The 15,907-nt window shown below is 72.2% G+C and carries 4 protein-coding genes and 2 pseudogenes; all 6 read left to right on the forward strand.

Translation table 11 applies throughout. The features are described from left to right. Nucleotides 1–12: 12 nt before the first annotated feature. The 6 genes and pseudogenes from CCZ36_RS31680 to CCZ36_RS31705 all read left to right on the forward strand — a co-directional run bounded on the left by CCZ36_RS31680 (nt 13) and on the right by CCZ36_RS31705 (nt 15,785). A pseudogene (locus tag CCZ36_RS31680) lies at nt 13–9,419 on the forward strand (non-ribosomal peptide synthetase/type I polyketide synthase). After that, a complete protein-coding gene (locus CCZ36_RS31685; protein ID WP_128819121.1) occupies nt 9,409–11,124 on the forward strand; it encodes a phytoene desaturase family protein in 1,716 nt (571 codons plus the stop codon). Before CCZ36_RS31680 ends, CCZ36_RS31685 begins: the two are co-directional and overlap by 11 nt. Before the next feature lie 31 nt (nt 11,125–11,155). After that, nucleotides 11,156–12,823, forward strand: coding sequence for a phytoene desaturase family protein (locus CCZ36_RS31690; protein WP_128819122.1), 1,668 nt, complete (start codon nt 11,156–11,158; stop codon nt 12,821–12,823). Then, nucleotides 12,820–13,874: pseudogene (locus CCZ36_RS31695) on the forward strand (MDR family NADP-dependent oxidoreductase). Before CCZ36_RS31690 ends, CCZ36_RS31695 begins: the two are co-directional and overlap by 4 nt. Before the next feature lie 48 nt (nt 13,875–13,922). After that, nucleotides 13,923–15,122, forward strand: a complete 1,200-nt coding sequence (locus tag CCZ36_RS31700) for a cytochrome P450 (RefSeq protein ID WP_128819123.1) — start codon at nt 13,923–13,925, stop codon at nt 15,120–15,122. Between the two features lie 192 nt (nt 15,123–15,314). Further along, complete coding sequence (locus CCZ36_RS31705) at nt 15,315–15,785, forward strand: hypothetical protein (RefSeq protein ID WP_069736366.1); 471 nt, start codon at nt 15,315–15,317, stop codon at nt 15,783–15,785. Nucleotides 15,786–15,907: the final 122 nt, after the last annotated feature.

Below are 15,907 nucleotides of genomic sequence, written 5' to 3' on the forward strand. Positions count from 1 at the left end.
TGAGGAGTTCGAATGGCCGACGCGAACAGCCGGGCGTTACGGAACAAGGTGGCGATCATCGGGATGGGCTGCCGCCTGCCCGGCGGCGCCTCGGACCACCGCACGTTCTGGCGGAACCTGGTGGCGGGCAAGGACTGCATCACCCCCACCCCGCCCGACCGGTACGACGTCCGCACGCTCGGCAGCCGGTTCCGCGACAAACCCGGGCGCCTCGTCGGAGGCCGCGGCGGATACATCGACGGCTTCGACGAGTTCGACCCCGCGTTCTTCGGCATCAGCCCCCGCGAGGCCGACCACATGGACCCGCAGCAGCGCAAGCTGCTCGAAGTGGCCTGGGAGGCGCTGGAGGACGGCGGCCAACGCCCCGCCGACCTCGCCGGAAGCGACGTCGCCGTCTATGTCGGCGCGTTCACCCTCGACTACAAGATCCTGCAATTCGCCGACCTGGGCTTCACCTCGCTGGCCGCCCACACCGCGACCGGGACCATGATGACGATGGTCTCGAACCGCATCTCGTACTGCTTCGACTTCCGCGGTCCGAGCCTGTCCGTCGACACCGCGTGCAGCTCCTCCCTGGTCGCCGTCCACCTCGCGTGCCAGGCCCTGCACAACGGGGAGACCGACCTCGCGCTGGCCGGCGGCACCCTGCTGCACATGGCCCCGCAGTACACCGTCGCCGAGACGAAGGGCGGGTTCCTGTCGCCCGAAGGCCGCTCCCGTACCTTCGACGCCGCCGCCGACGGATACGTACGGGCCGAAGGCGTCGGCCTGGTCGCGCTGAAGCGGCTGGACGACGCCGTACGGGACGGGGACCGGATCCACGCGGTGATCCTGGCCAGCGGCGTCAACCAGGACGGGCACACCAACGGCATCACCGTGCCCAACCCCGACGCCCAGGTCGACCTGATCCGCCGGGTCTGCGCGGAGGCGGGCATCACACCCGGCGACCTCCAGTACATGGAGGCGCACGGCACCTCCACCCCCGTCGGCGACCCGATCGAGGCGAACGCCCTGGCCCGTGCGCTCGCCGTCGGCCGGGCCCCGGGCGCCCGCGCCTACGTCGGCTCGGTCAAGACGAACATCGGCCACACCGAATCCGCCGCCGGGATCGCCGGTCTGATCAAGACCGTCCTGAGCATCGAGCACCGCACGATCCCGCCCCACATCAACCTGGAGAACCTCAACCCCGCCATCGACCCGACGACCCTGCCGTACGAGATCCCCACCCGGCCCACCGACTGGCCCGCCCACGAAGGACCCGCCCGCGCCGGGGTGAACTCCTTCGGCTTCGGCGGCACCAACGCCCATGTCGTCCTGGAGGAAGCCCCGCCGCCGCTTCCGCCGGCCCCGGGGAACGCCGCCGCATCCGCCGGGCGGCGCTGGAGCATCCTCCCGCTCAGCGCCCGCCGGCCCGACGCCCTGGCGGAGATGGCGGCCGGGATCCGGGCCGAACTGGCGGGCGACAACGGGCCGGCCGTGGCCCTCGACGACCTCGGCCACACCCTCGCCCACCGCCGCCAGCACCTGCCGGAACGGCTCGCCGTCGTCCACTCCTCCCGCACCTCCCTCGACGAGGCCCTGGCCGCCCACGAGCGCGGCGAGCCGCACTCCCGGGTCGCCCATGGCCGGGCCCGGGACGCCGCCGACCGCAAACTGGTCTGGGTCTTCACCGGCATGGGCCCCCAGTGGTGGGGCATGGGCCGCCAACTCCTCGAAGAGGAACCGGTCTTCCGGGACGCCGTCACCGCGTGCGATCGCGCGCTGCGGGAGTTCGCCGACTGGTCCCTCGTCGAGGAGCTGACCGCCGACGAGCCCGCCTCCCGGATGACCGAGACCTGGCTCGCCCAGCCCGCGAACTTCGCCGTACAGGTCGGTCTGGCCGCCCTGTGGCGGTCTTACGGGGTGCGCCCCGACGCCGTGGTCGGCCACAGCACCGGCGAGATCGCCGCCTTCCACGCGGCGGGCGTCTACTCCCTGCGGGACGCGGCCAGGATCGTCGTGCACCGCAGCCGCCTCCAGCAGGCCCTGGCCGGCACGGGCACCATGCTCGCCGTCGGCCTCTCCGAGGAAGAGGCCGAGCTCCGGGTACGCCCCTACCGCGACCGGGTCTCCGTCGCCGCCGTCAACAGCCCCACCGCGATCACCCTGGCCGGGGACGAAGCGGCGCTGTCCCTGTTGGCCGAGGAGCTGCGGGCCGAGGAGCAGTTCGCGAAGTTCCTCACCGTCGAAGTGCCCTACCACAGCGTCGGCATGGAACGCATCAGGGACGAACTGCTGTCTGAACTCGCCCCGTTGGAGCCGCGCGCGGCCCAGGTGCCGTTGTATCTCACGGGGGTCGAAGGAACCGCCCGGGGCGAGGAACTCGACGCAGCCTACTGGTGGAAGAACGTCCGCGACCGGGTCCGTTTCCGGTCGGCGATCGACCGCATCGCTGACGACGGCCACCGCGTCTTCCTGGAGATCGGCCCGCACCCCGTCCTCGGCCACGCGATCCGCGAATGCCTCGACGCCGGCGGCAGGTCCGCGCTCACTCTGCCCTCGATCCGCCGCGAGGAGGACGAGACCGAGCGCTTCGCCACCTCCCTCGGCACGCTCCACACGCTCGGCGTCCCCATCGACTGGGACGTGCTCCAGCCCACCGGCCGCCCCGTGACCCTGCCCCGCCACCCCTTCCGCCGCGACCGCCACTGGACCGAGCCCCGCCCGGTAGCCCAGGTCCGGCTCGGCCACCGCGACCACCCGCTCCTCGGCCGCCGCACCGACGCCACCGAGCCCACCTGGCAGGCCCGCCTGGACACCGAGGAGCTGCCCTACCTCGCCGACCACCGCATCCAGGACACCGTGGTATTCCCCGCCGCCGGCTACCTGGAGATGGCCGCCCAGGCCGTCCTGCGGCTCACCGGCTCCACCACCGCCGTCCTCGCCGACCTCGACCTGCGCAAAGCGCTTTTCCTGCCCGACGGCGAGGACCGCACCGTCGAGGTGTCGCTCTCCCTGGAGAACGCCGCCTTCACCATCGCCTCCCCGACCGGGGAGGACGGCGAGCGGGCCGTCCACGCGGCCGGGATCGTCCGCACCGGCCAGCGCCGCAGCACCGCCGCGCCGCTCGACGCCCCCGCGATCCGGGCCCGAGCCCGCCGCCACCTCGCGGGTCCCGACTGCTACACCGCGCTGGCCGCCCTCGGCTACCACTACGGCCCCGCCTTCCAGGCCGTGGAGGAGGTCTGGATCGGCGCCGACGAGGTCCTCGCCCGGATCCGCCCGCCCCGGGCGATCGGCGACGACGCCGCCGGCCACCAGCTCCACCCCGTCCTGCTCGACGCCTGCTTCCAGACGCTCCTGACGCCCCTGATCCCGCCGACCCCCGAGGACCCCGCCCCGGTCGGCGGTATCAGGCTGCCGCTCTCCCTGGACGAGGTCGCCCTCGAACCCATCGGCGACCAGCCGTTCTGGGCCCACGCCACCGTGCTGCCGGCCGACGCGGACACCACCCTCGGCAATATCGCCCTGTACGCCGACGACGGCGCCCCCCTCGGCCGTATCGAGGGCTTCCGCGCCGCCGACGTCGAGAAGGCCGCCACCGCCGTCGCCCGCACCACGATCGACTCCTGGCTCGCCGAACCCGTCTGGGCCGACTGCCCGCCGCTGCCGGCCGAGGACGCCGAAGCCCCGCCCGCGGACGTCAGCTGGCTGCTCCTCGCCGACACCGGAGGCGTCGCGGACGCCTTCGCCGCCCTGGCCGACGCCCGGGGCGAACGCTGCCGCCTGGTGCGTCGCGGCGCGGCCTACACGGCCTCCGCCGACGGCCGCACCTACACCCTCGACCCCGCGTCCGACGCCGACCTGCGACGCCTCTTCGCCGACCTCGACCGCGACGGCGGCCCCTTCCGGGGAACCGTCCTGCACCTGTGGAACCTCGACGCCCCCGCCCTCGCCGCCTGCGACCGTACCGCCCTCGGCGACCACACCGGCGCGGGCGCGTACTCCCTGATCGTCCTGGCACGCCTGCTGTCCGCCCGAGGCGGCGGCGGCCGCCTGCACATCGTCACCCGGGGCGCCCAGCCCGCCCTGCCCGGCGAGGCCCCCGAACCCCTCGGAGCACCCGCCTGGGGCATCGGCCGCGTCCTGCGCCACCAGGAACTGACCGACCACCCCGGCAAACTCATCGACCTCGACCCTCGGCGACACCCCGGCGCCGAAGGCGGCCGGGCCGAGGCCGCGGCCCTGCTGGCCGAAGCGCTCAGCGACGACGAAACGGAGGTCGCCCTGCGCGACGGGGGCCGCCGCACCGGCCGCCTCCGCGCCGCCGGAAGCCTGACCCGGCCCCTCCCGCTGCGCCTGCGGGCCGACGGAAGCTACCTGGTCACCGGGGCGTTCGGCGCGCTCGGCCGACTGCTGTGCCGCACCCTCGTACGCCGGGGAGCCCGCCGGATCGTCCTGGTCGGGCGTACCCCCGTACCGCCCCGGGAGAAGTGGGCCGGAACCGACCCCACCACCGCCGAGGGCCGTGCCGTCGCCCTGCTCCGCGAGCTGGAGACGCTCGGCGCACACCCGGTACCGGCGACGTTCGACATCACCGACGAGGACGCCCTGACCGGCTGGCTCGACGCCCACCGGCGCAGCGGAGCGCCTCCCGTACGCGGGGTGTTCCATCTCGCCGGCCAGGTCCGCGACACCCTCGTCGCCGATCTCGACCGGGCCGCCTTCGACGCCGTCCACGACCCCAAGACCGTTGGCGCCCACCTCCTGCACCGGCACCTGCGGGACGAACCCCTCGAACACTTCGTGCTGTTCGCGTCGATCGCCTCCCTGCTGACCACGGCGGGCCAGACCAACTACGCCGCCGGCAACGCCTTCCTCGACGCCCTCGCCCATCACCGCCGCGCCCGGGGCCTGCCCGCGCTCAGCCTGGACTGGGGCCCCTGGGCCACCGGCATGATCGAGGAACTCGGTCTGGCGGACCACTACTTGCACAGCCGGGGCATGAGCTCGCTCTCCCCGGAAGCGGGCATGGCGGTCCTGGAGCGCGTCATCGGCCAGGACCACGCCCAGCTCGTCGTCGCCACCGTCGTCGACTGGCCCGTCTTCCTCGCCTGGTACCCCTCCCCGCCACCGCTGGTCACCGACCTCGCGGCCGCCGCCGCCCCACCCGCGGACACCGCCTCCGGCAACGGGTTCCTGGACACCTTCCGTACCGCCGGGGAGGAAGCCCGACGCGCGCTGGTCACCGAGCGGTTCGCCGCCCTGGCCGCCACCGTGCTGCGCACCGGCCCCGACCGCATCGACCCCGCGACCGGCCTCGGTGAACTCGGCCTCGACTCGCTTCTCGCCATGGAGCTACGGGCCCGGATCCATGCCGAACTCGGCGTCGCCCTGCCCGTGGTGGCGCTGCTCAGCGGCACCCCGGCCGGGGAACTCGCCGCCCAGCTCCACGACGGACTCACCGCCCTGGCCTCCGCGGAGGACCCGGAACGGGCGGCGGGCGCGGTCCGGCTCCACAGCGACGAGCGGCAGTACCCGCTGACCCAGAACCAGAAGGCGCTCTGGTTCCTCAAGCACCTCAACCCCGACGGTTACGCGTACAACATCGGGGGGCCGTCGAGGTGAACGTCGCCCTCGAACCCGACCTCATGTTCGAGGCCGTCCGCCGGCTCATCGCCCGCCACCCGGCGCTGCGCACCAACTTCCTTCTGGTGGACGGGCAGGCCGTGCAGCAGGTCTCCGAGGAAGCCAGGACCGACCTCGCCCTCTTCGACGTCCGGGGCGAGGACTGGGAGACCATCCATGCCACGATCGTCGAGGAGTACCGCAAGCCCTACGACCTCGCCCACGACCCGCTGATCCGCTTCCGCCTCTTCAAACGAGGGCCGGACCGCTGGATCATCATGAAGGCCGTCCACCACATCGTCTCCGACGCCATCTCCACCTTCACCTTCATCGAGGAACTCCTCGCCATCTACGAGGCGTTGCGCCGGAACCAGGAGCACCGGCTCCCGCCGGTCGAAGCCCGCTACCTCGACTTCCTCAACCAGCAGAACGCCTTCCTGGCCGGACCCGAAGCCGCGGGCATGCTCGACTACTGGCGGTCCCATCTGCCGGCCGAGGTCCCGCTCCTGGACCTCCCCGTCGACAAACCCCGCCCGGCGGTCCAGACCCACAACGGGGCCTCGGAGTTCTTCGTCCTCGACGAAGCGCTGAGCGCCCGCGTCCACGCCCTGGCCCGGGCGCACGGCGTCACTCCGTTCATGGTGCTGCTCAGCGCCTACTACCTCCTGCTGCACCGCTACTCCGGGCAGGACCACATCGTCGTCGGCAGCCCGGTGACCGGCCGCACCCGGCAGGACTTCGCCTCCGTCTACGGCTACTTCGTCAACCCGCTGCCGCTGCACGCCGACCTGTCCGGCGACCCGACCGTCACCGAGCTGCTGCAACAGGTCCGCCGCACCGTGCTCGGCGGCCTGGACAACCAGGAGTACCCCTTCGTCCTCCTCGTCGAGGAGCTGGGCCTCCAGCACGACCCCAGCCGCTCCGCCGTCTTCCAGGCGATGTTCATCCTCCTCACCCACAAGGTGGCCGCCGAGCAGTACGGCTACCGCCTGGAGTACATCGAACTACCAGAAGAGGAAGGGCAGTTCGACATAACGCTGTCCGCCTACGAGGACGAGGCGGAGGGTCGGTTCCACTGTGTGTTCAAGTACAACACCGACCTCTTCCTCCCCGAGACCATGCGCCGCATGGCCGCTCACTACACCCGCCTCCTCGACCGGCTGACCCGCGCGCCGGGCGACCGGCCCGCCTCCCGGCTGGCGATGCTCGGCGGCCGGGAGCGGGAGCGGCTCGTGGGGGAGTGGAGCCGCCCGGCCCTGCCGTCCGGCGACGACCGGGACGACGGCCCGTTCACCCCGGTCCATGAGCTGATCGCCCGCACCGCCGCCGAACGCCCTACGGCCGTCGCCGTCACCACGCCCTCCCCGCACGGGGGAGCACACCGGCTGACCTACGCGGAGCTGGAGCGCCGCGCCGCCGGCACCGCCGCCAGGCTGCGTGCGCTCGGCGTCGGCGAAGGCTCGGTGGTCGTGCTCCGCCTGGACAAGTCGCCCGAGCTGATCGTCACCCTGCTCGCCGTACTCAAGGCCGGTGCCGCCTACCTCCCGGTCCGGCCCGACCAGCCCGCCGACCGGCTCGCCCACCTCGTGTCGGCCACCGGAGCGGAGCTCGTCCTCGTCGCCGACGACGCCGGACCCGGGGCCACCGGAACGACCGGGACCGACGCGGTGCTGACCGTTCCGACGCTCACCCTTGCCGCCCTCGCCCGTACCGAACCGCATCCGGACGGGCCGACGGCCGAGGTCACCCCGGACTCGCCCGCGTACGTCATCACGACCTCCGGCTCCACCGGCCGCCCCAAGGCCGTCCGCGTCAGCCACCGCAACCTCGCCTCCGCCCACGCCGCATGGCGGCAGGCGTACCGGTTGGAAACCGACGCGACGACGCACCTCCAGATGGCCGAACCCTCCTTCGACGTGTTCACCGGCGACCTGGTGCGCGCCCTGTGCTCGGGCGGCACGCTCGTCCTGGCCGACCGCGATCTGCTCTTCGACACCACCCGCCTCTACCGCACGATGCGTCAGGAACGAGTCGACTGCGCCGAGTTCGTGCCTGCCGTCGTCCGCGGACTGATGGACCACTGCGCGCGCGAAGGGCTGCGGCTGGACTTCCTGCGGCTGTTGGTGGTCGGATCGGACGCCTGGAGCGTGGCGGAGTACCGCAAACTGGCCGAGCTGTGCGGACCCGGCACCCGTCTCGTCAACTCCTACGGCCTCACCGAAGCCACCATCGACAGCGCGTACTTCGAAGGGCCCGTCGACGACCTGGAACCCGGCGCGATGGTCCCGATCGGCCGTCCCCTCCCCAACAGCACGCTCCACGTCCTCGACGCACACGGCGAACCCGTCCCGCCCGGAGTGCCCGGCGAACTCTGGATCGGCGGCCAAGGCGTCGCCCTCGGCTACGCCGGAGACGTCGAGCAGACCGACGAACGCTTCGTCACCCGTACGCTCTCCCGGGCCGCCGACGCCCGCCCCGAACGACTCTACCGCACCGGCGACATAGCCCGCTGGGACGCGCACGGACGGGTCCATCTGCTCGGCCGGACCGACGGACAGATCAAACTGCGCGGCCACCGCATCGAGATCGGCGAGATCGAGGCCCACCTCGCCCAGTGGCCCCCGCTCGCCCGGGCCGTCGTCACCGTACGCACCGACACCGGGGGAGACGCGGCCCTCTGCGCCTACTGCGTACCGCAGGCCGGCGCGACCCTGGACGTCCGGGCGCTGCGCCGCCATCTGGCCCGCTCGCTGCCGTCCTACATGATCCCGTCCCACTTCACCGAGCTGCCCGCCCTGCCGCTCACCGCCAACGGCAAGGTCGACACGGCGGCCCTGCCCGCCCCGCGGGCCGAGGCCGGCGACCGCCCGTACGAGGAGCCCGTGACGCTGTACGAGACCAGCGTCGCCCGGCACTGGAGCACCCTCCTGGGACGAGAACAGATCGGCCTGGGCGACGACTTCTTCGAACTCGGCGGCAGCTCGATCAAGCTCATCGAACTCCTCCACCTCCTGCGCACCGAGTTCGGCGTCGGCGTCCCCGTCAGCAGGCTCTACCAGGTCACCACCCTGCACGGCATGGCCGCCACGGTGCAGGACGTCCTGCTCGGGGCGAGCGCCGATGAGCTGCCCAGTCTGACCTTCAACGCCGGACAGCTCCCCGCTCTCTTCTGCTTCCCGCCCGCCGGCGGTCACGGGCTCGTCTACCGGGGCCTGGCCGCCCACCTGCCCGACCACCGCGTCGTCGGCTTCAACTACCTCCCCGGCGACGACAAGGTCGCCCGGTACGCCGACCTGGTCGAGGCCGACCGGACCGACGGGCCCTACGTGCTGCTCGGCTACTCCCTCGGCGGAAACCTCGCCTTCGAGACGGCCAAGGAGCTGGAGCGGCGCGGCCGCCGCGTCGCCCACGTCGTCATCCTCGACTCCCGCCGCATCCTCACCGCCTACGAACCGGACGCCTCCGGCATCGCCGCCTTCGAGGCCGAACTCGCCGACCACGTACGCAAACACACCGGATCCGACGCCGTCACCCGCGAAACCCTCGCCCACGCCGCCGAATACCTCGCGTTCTGCGGGCGCACCCCCAACACCGGCACGGTCGCCGCGACGGTCACCGTCATCACCGACGAGGAGAAGGCCGCCCTGTACGCCGCCGGGGAGCACGGCACCTGGCACGGCAGCTCCACCGGCGCCACCGCCGTCCTGCGCGGTTCCGGTGTCCACGCCGACCTGCTCGACTCCAAACACCTGCCCCGCAACGCCCAACTGGTGCGCTCGGCCATCGCCGGGGAGGCGTCCCATGACGGATGACGACACGGCGCGAGCCACCGGACCCGGCCCGGCCGACTCCTCCGACTGGACGACCAGGGAACGCACCCCCGGCACCCCGCCCCGCGTCATCGTCATCGGCGCGGGCGTGGCCGGCCTCGCCACCGGCTGCTACGCGCAGATGAGCGGCGCCCGGACCCGACTCTTCGAGAAGCACGTGCTGCCCGGCGGCTGCTGCACCGCCTGGTCGCGCGACGGCTACCTCTTCGACTACTGCATCGAATGGCTCATCGGCACCGCCCCGGGCAACGACGCCCACCAGGTGTGGGCCGAACTCGGGGCGCTGGACGGCAAGTCCGTCACCAACTTCGAGCTGTTCAACAAGGTCGAGGACGAGAACGGCCGGTCGGTGACGTTCTACAACGACCCCGACCGCCTGGAGGCCCACCTCCTGGGCATCTCACCCGCCGACGCCCCGCTCATCCGGGCCTTCACCCGGGATCTGCGGCGTTTCATCGACATCGAGCTGTACCCGTTCCTGACCGCGCCCGCCCTGCGGACCGTACGGGAGCGGGCACAGACCCTGCGCACGGTGCTTCCCGCCTTCCGGCTGTTCTGGCGGACCGCGGCGACCCCGATGCACGTGTTCGCCGATCGGTTCCAGGACCCGCTGCTCCGCAAGGCGTTCCGCAACATCTTCTTCCAGGACCCGGGAGGCTTCCCGCTGCTGCCGTACCTGTTCAACATGGCCGCCGCCCACCACGGCAACGCGGGCTTCCCCCAAGGAGGTTCGCTCGGCCTCGCCCGCTCGGTCGAGGAGCGCTACCGGAACCTGGGCGGCACGATCACCTACCGGGCCCGCACCGAACGGATCCTGGTCGAGAACGACCGGGCGATCGGCATCGAACTACGCGGCGGACGGCGGTACTTCGCCGAGCATGTGGTCTCCGCCTGTGACGGACACACCACCGTCTACGGGCTGCTGGGCGGCCGGTACACGGGCCCCCGCATCGACAAGCTCTACACCGACCTCCTCCACCGGCCCGGCACCCTCTTCCCCTCCGTCGTCTCCGCCTTCGTCGGCCTGCGCGGCGACCTGGACCCCGACGAGGCGCACAGCACCACCCATCTCCTCGCCCCGGGCGACGCGGACCACCTCCCCGGCGCGCTGCAGGACAGCCTCGTCGTCCAGGCCCGCTCCCGCTACGCGGGAGGCTTCGCGCCCCCCGGCCGCTCCGTCCTGCACTGCACGTACTTCAGCGACTACGCCCACTGGAAGGACCTGCGCACCCGCAACCGCAAGGAATACCGCCATCGGAAACGCCAAGTAGCCGACTTCGTAAGGGACTTCTTGGAGCGCCGCACCCCCGGCACCGCCGACCGCATCGAAATCGTCGAGGTCGCCACACCTGCCACGACCCACCGCTACACCGGCAATCTGGGCGGCTCCATCCTCGCCTGGAAGGCATTCTCCGAAGCCGACGAGGTCACCGCACGCCTGGTCGGCAAGGACCGGATGCGGCTGCCCGGACTGAGCGGCTTCTCCATGGCCGGCCAGTGGGCCGGCATGGGCGGTCTGATTCGCGCCGCCTCCACCGGCCGCTTCGCCGTCCAGTACCTCTGCCGCGAACTGGGCCTGGAATTCCGGGCGTGGGAAAGCAAGGGCGACGAGCCGTGGCACCCCGGGAAGCTGGGACACCTGCCCCAGCTCGACCGGTGGTCGGCTCGGGAGAGCGAGGGCTCATGAGCGGCGACAGGAGCAGCGGCCCCGCGAGACGATGATCATCATCGGGGCCGGGCTCGGCGGCCTCTCCACCGGCTGCTACGCCCAGATGAACGGCTACCGCACCCGCGTCCTGGAGATGCACGAGATCCCGGGCGGCTGCTGCACCGCCTGGGAGCGCGGCGGCTTCACCCTGGACGCCTGCGTCAGCTGGCTCCTCGGCAGCGGCCCCGGCAACGAGATGCACCAGATCTGGCTGGAGCTCGGCGCCCTCCAGGGCAAGGAGATCCGCCACTTCGACGTCTTCAACATCGTGCGCGGCACCGACGGGAGGGCCGTCCACTTCTACTCCGACCCGGACCGCCTCGAAGCCCACCTCATCGCCATCTCACCGGCCGACGCCCGCCTCGTACGGAAGTTCTGCGGACAACTGCGCAGCTTCCGCAAGGCGTTGGCCGTCTACCCCTTCCTCAAGCCCGTCGGCCTGATGGGGCGGCGGGAGCGCTGGCGGATGCTCGCCTCGTTCCTGCCGTACTTCAACGCCGTACGCACCACCATCACCGTCCTGATGACCGACTTCTCGGCGCGGTTCAAGGACCCGCTCCTGCGGGAGGCGTTCAACTTCATCCTGTACGAGAAGCACCCGGCGTTCCCCGTCCTCCCGTTCCACTTCCAGCTCGCCTCGCACGCCAACCTCTCCGCCGGCGTCCCCGAGGGCGGCTCGCTCGGCCTGGCCGAGTCGATCGAGGCCCGCTACCGGCGGCTCGGCGGCGAGGTCTCGTACAACACGAAGGTCGAGTCGGTGATCGTGGAGGACGACCGGGCGGTCGGCGTCCGGCTCAGCGACGGCGGCGAACTGCGCGCGGACATCGTCGTGTCGGCCTGCGACGGCTACACCACCACGATGAAGTTCCTGAAGGGCGCCTACCTGGGCGATGACTACCGCAAGCTCTACACCGAGACCATCCACGAACCCGGCATGGTCTTCCCCGGGTACTTCACCCTCTTCCTCGGTCTCTCCCGCCCCTTCCCCGAGGGCGACCCCTGCACGACGCACCTGATCGACGAGACCCTGGCGTCCGAGCTGACCGGCATACGCCACCCCAGCATCAACGTCCAGTTCCGCAGCGGCCATTACCCCGAGCTGTCCCCGGACGGCACCACCGTCGTCTACGCCACCTACTTCTGCGACATCGCCCCCTGGCGCGCCCTGGACGAGGGCCCCGAACAGGTCACCCGCACCCGTGGCGGCCAGGAGCTGCACACCCTGCCCGTCCGCCACGGCCGCGGCTACTACGCGGCGAAGCGGCGGGCCCGCGAAGCGCTCATCGGCTTCCTGGAACAGCGCCACCCCGGCCTGCGGGACGCGATCGTCGTCAGGGACGTCTCCAGCCCCCTCACCCAGGTCCGCTACACCGGCAACTACGACGGGACCGTGCTCGGCTGGCAGCCGTTCGTGGAGAGCGGCGAGAAGCTCGAAGAGCTGGTCAAGAAGCACGGCCCCGGCCTCCCCGGGCTGCGCGACTTCTACCAGTCCGGCGTCTGGGCCACCACCGGCGGCCTCATCCGGGCGGCCGCCGCCGGACGTCACGTCATGCAGTTCGTCTGTCGCGACGACGGCAAGCCCTTCAAGGCGTCGCTAGACGACACCGCACCGCCTCCGACCCACCGGGTCGTCCCCGTGCCCATCCGCCCCACCGCACCGACCGAGAGGCAGCCATGAAGACCGCGAAATGGGTGGTCCGCGAACACATGGAGGGCGTCCCCGACGTGGACCGCGTCTACGAGAAGGTCGTGGAGCACGTCGACGTCACACTGGCCCCGACGAGATGCTGCTGCGCACTCTGTACGTCTCCGTCGACCCCTACCTCCAGGGCATCGCCCTCGACACCCCCATCGGCCGGCACATGGGCGCCGACTCGATCATGGAGGTGGTGGAGGCCGGACCGCGCGCGGCCCACCGCGTCGGCGACCTGGTCCAGGGCTTCGGCGGCTGGCGTACGCATGTGGTCTCCACCGGTGCCCCCGAACCCTGGCGGACCGGCACGTTCCCGATGGTCTTCCCGGCATACCGCCGGCTGGACCCCCGGTGGTACGACGACGACCTGCCGCTGTCGACGGCCCTCAGCGTGATGGGCGGCCCGGGCATGACCGCCTGGGGGACCCTCTCCAAGTACATGACGATCAGTCCCGGTGAGACGCTGGTCGTCAGCGGGGCCTCCGGCGCGGTGGGCGCCCTCGTCGGCCAGCTCGCGGCGCTCGCGGGGGCCCGGGTGATCGGGACCACCTCGTCCCCGGAGAAGGCGGACTACCTCACCGGGCTCGGGTTCGACGCGGTGATCGTCTACCGCCACGGGGACGGCGAGGACACCGTGCGCGAGGCGCTGACCCGGGCGGCCCCCGACGGCGTCGACCGGTACTTCGACAACCTCGGGGGCACGGTCACCGACGCGGTGTTCCCCATGCTCAACGTCGGCAGCCAGGTGGCGGTGTGCTGGCAATGGGCGACCCAGGTCGGCAACGAGGAATCCGGCCCCCGGCTCCTGCCCCACCTGATGTTCCCGCGAGCCACGGTCCGCGGGATCTTCTCCCTGGAATGGTTCACCGAACGCAACTGGCATGACCTGCACACCGAGTTGGGCGGCCGGGTCCGGAGCGGCGAGGTCGTCTACGACCACACCCTGCACCACGGCTTCGACTCCATCCCCGCCGCCTACGGCAGCCTCTACGGCGACCGGGCGGCCAGCCGCGGCAAGGTCCTCGTCGAACTCTGAGCACTGCCCGTCTCTTTCCACGCTTTCCAACGCCCTGTACCAGGAGGCATGTTGACCTCGCTTGACCTCACGGAACCGGTCCCGCCGCCGGAGCCGATGCACCGCCTGCGCCACGAGGAATCCGGGCCGCCGTGCCGTACCGAACTTCCGGGCGGCACGCCCGCGTGGCGGGTCAGCCGGTACGTGGACGTCCGCCAGGTGCTGTCCGACCCGCGCTTCGGCCGGGCACAGCTGTACGCCCCTGACGCCCCGGCCCTCTCCGACGTACCGGACCTCGTCAACGACCCCGACCTGATGTTCAACCAGGACGGCCCGGACCACCTGCGGCTGCGCCGCACCCTGCGGCGGGCGTTCACGCCGAGGGCGGTCGCCCGCTGGCGGCCGTGGATCGCCGCGATCGTCGAGGAACTCCTCGACCGGCTTGAGGCGAGGCCGCAGCCGACCGACGTGGTGGCGGAGTTCGCCCTCCCGCTGCCGGTGGCGGTGATCAGCCGGCTGATGGGGCTCGACGAGTCCGCGTGGGACCGGCTGCGGCACTGGAGTGAGCACGCCTTCTCCGACGGCACCCATGAGAGCGAACAAGTAGCGGCGGCCCGCGAGGAGTTCAGCGCGTTCGGCGCTGACCTCCTGAGGGAGCGGCGCCGGGCCCCGGGCGAGGACCTGGTCAGTGGTCTCGTCGCGGCGGCCGACGAGGAGGAGGGCGTTCCCGAGGCGCGGTTGGTCAGCCTGGTGTGCGGGCTGATCGTCGGAGGCCACGACAGCACGATGACCATGCTCGGCAACGCGCTGCTCTACCTGCTGGGGGAACGCCGTGACTCCTGGCACCGCCTCGGGGCCGACGAGGAGGCCGCGGAACGGGTGGCGGACCGGCTCGTCCACCTGGTCCCGCTGGGCGACGACCGGGGCAGTACGCGGCACGCGGCGACCGACATCGAGGTCGGCGGAGTGACGATCCCGGCCGGGGCGATCGTGCTCGCCGACTGCGGCGCGGCCAACCGCGACCCCGAGGTCTTCCCGGCCGCCACGCTCCACGACCTGTTCGCCCCGCTGGAGGCCCCCACGCTCTCCTTCGGTGCCGGCCCCCACTACTGCCTCGGTGCCTGGCTGGCCCGCGCGGAACTCCAACTCGGCCTGCACCGCCTGGCCGCCCGCTTCCCCGACCTGCGCCTGGCCGACCCGACGGACCCGGTCGTGTGGCGCACCGGCACGACCTCCCGCAGCCCGCGGCGGCTCCGGGTGGTCTGGTAGTCCGCTACGGCCGTCCCGGGGGACCCGTTCGGCGCGCGGCCCCCGGCCCCCGGCTGCCCGCCGGCGACCGTGCCGGGTACCCGGCTCACGAGGCGCTCCGCCCGGGTCGGATACTCCCGAACACCAGGTGACATGCTGGGGGGTGCGCTACCGACTCGCCTGTCGAACACGGTGACGAACGGGGACAGTCGGATGTTGGCGGAGGGGCTGGCGGCGCTGGCCGCGGCAGGAGGCGCCGCAGTTGTGCAGGCGGCCGGAACCAGCGCCTGGGACGGGCTGCAGCAGTCGGTCGCGCAGTGGTTCGCCCGGGGCGACGGGGCGCGTCGGAGCGTCGAGCTGGAACGGCTCGACCGCAGTGCTGCCGCCCTCGAATCAGCACAGGACGACGAGCAGGCCGATGTGCGCAGCGGCCAGCGAGGTGCCTGGCAGGCCCGCTTCGAACAGGCCCTGGAGAACCTGAGCGACTCCGAGCGCGAGGAAGCCGCCGAGATCCTGCGAGCCCTGTTGCGGACACACGCCCCGGCGGACGGGGCGGTGCCCGGCGGCGGCCCGACGATCGGCGGGAACGTGGACATCCGTGCCGATCACGGTTCCGCGGCAGCGGTGCAGATGGGCGACGTGACCGTCGGAACCCCTCCGCAGCCGGGTCCGCAGCAGGGCTGAGCGGGCTCGGAGACGGTCAGGCCCCGCACATCACGGCGGACACGGTCATCTCGGCCACCACGGGTGGATTCGCGGTCGGCCACGTCGGCACCCTCACCTACTACGGAGACGCTCACCGCGCC

The organism is Streptomyces sp. S063 (genome assembly GCF_002832675.1).
GTDB classification, from domain to species: Bacteria; Actinomycetota; Actinomycetes; order Streptomycetales; family Streptomycetaceae; genus Streptomyces; species Streptomyces sindenensis.

Bases quoted from the DNA above. Each gene is read 5' to 3' on its own strand.
- CCZ36_RS31685 (WP_128819121.1), top strand. From the start codon at position 9,409: ATGACGGATGACGACACGGCGCGAGCCACCGGACCCGGCCCGGCCGAC.
- CCZ36_RS31690 (WP_128819122.1), top strand. From the start codon at position 11,156: ATGATCATCATCGGGGCCGGGCTCGGCGGCCTCTCCACCGGCTGCTAC.
- CCZ36_RS31700 (WP_128819123.1), top strand. From the start codon at position 13,923: ATGTTGACCTCGCTTGACCTCACGGAACCGGTCCCGCCGCCGGAGCCG.
- CCZ36_RS31705 (WP_069736366.1), top strand. From the start codon at position 15,315: ATGTTGGCGGAGGGGCTGGCGGCGCTGGCCGCGGCAGGAGGCGCCGCA.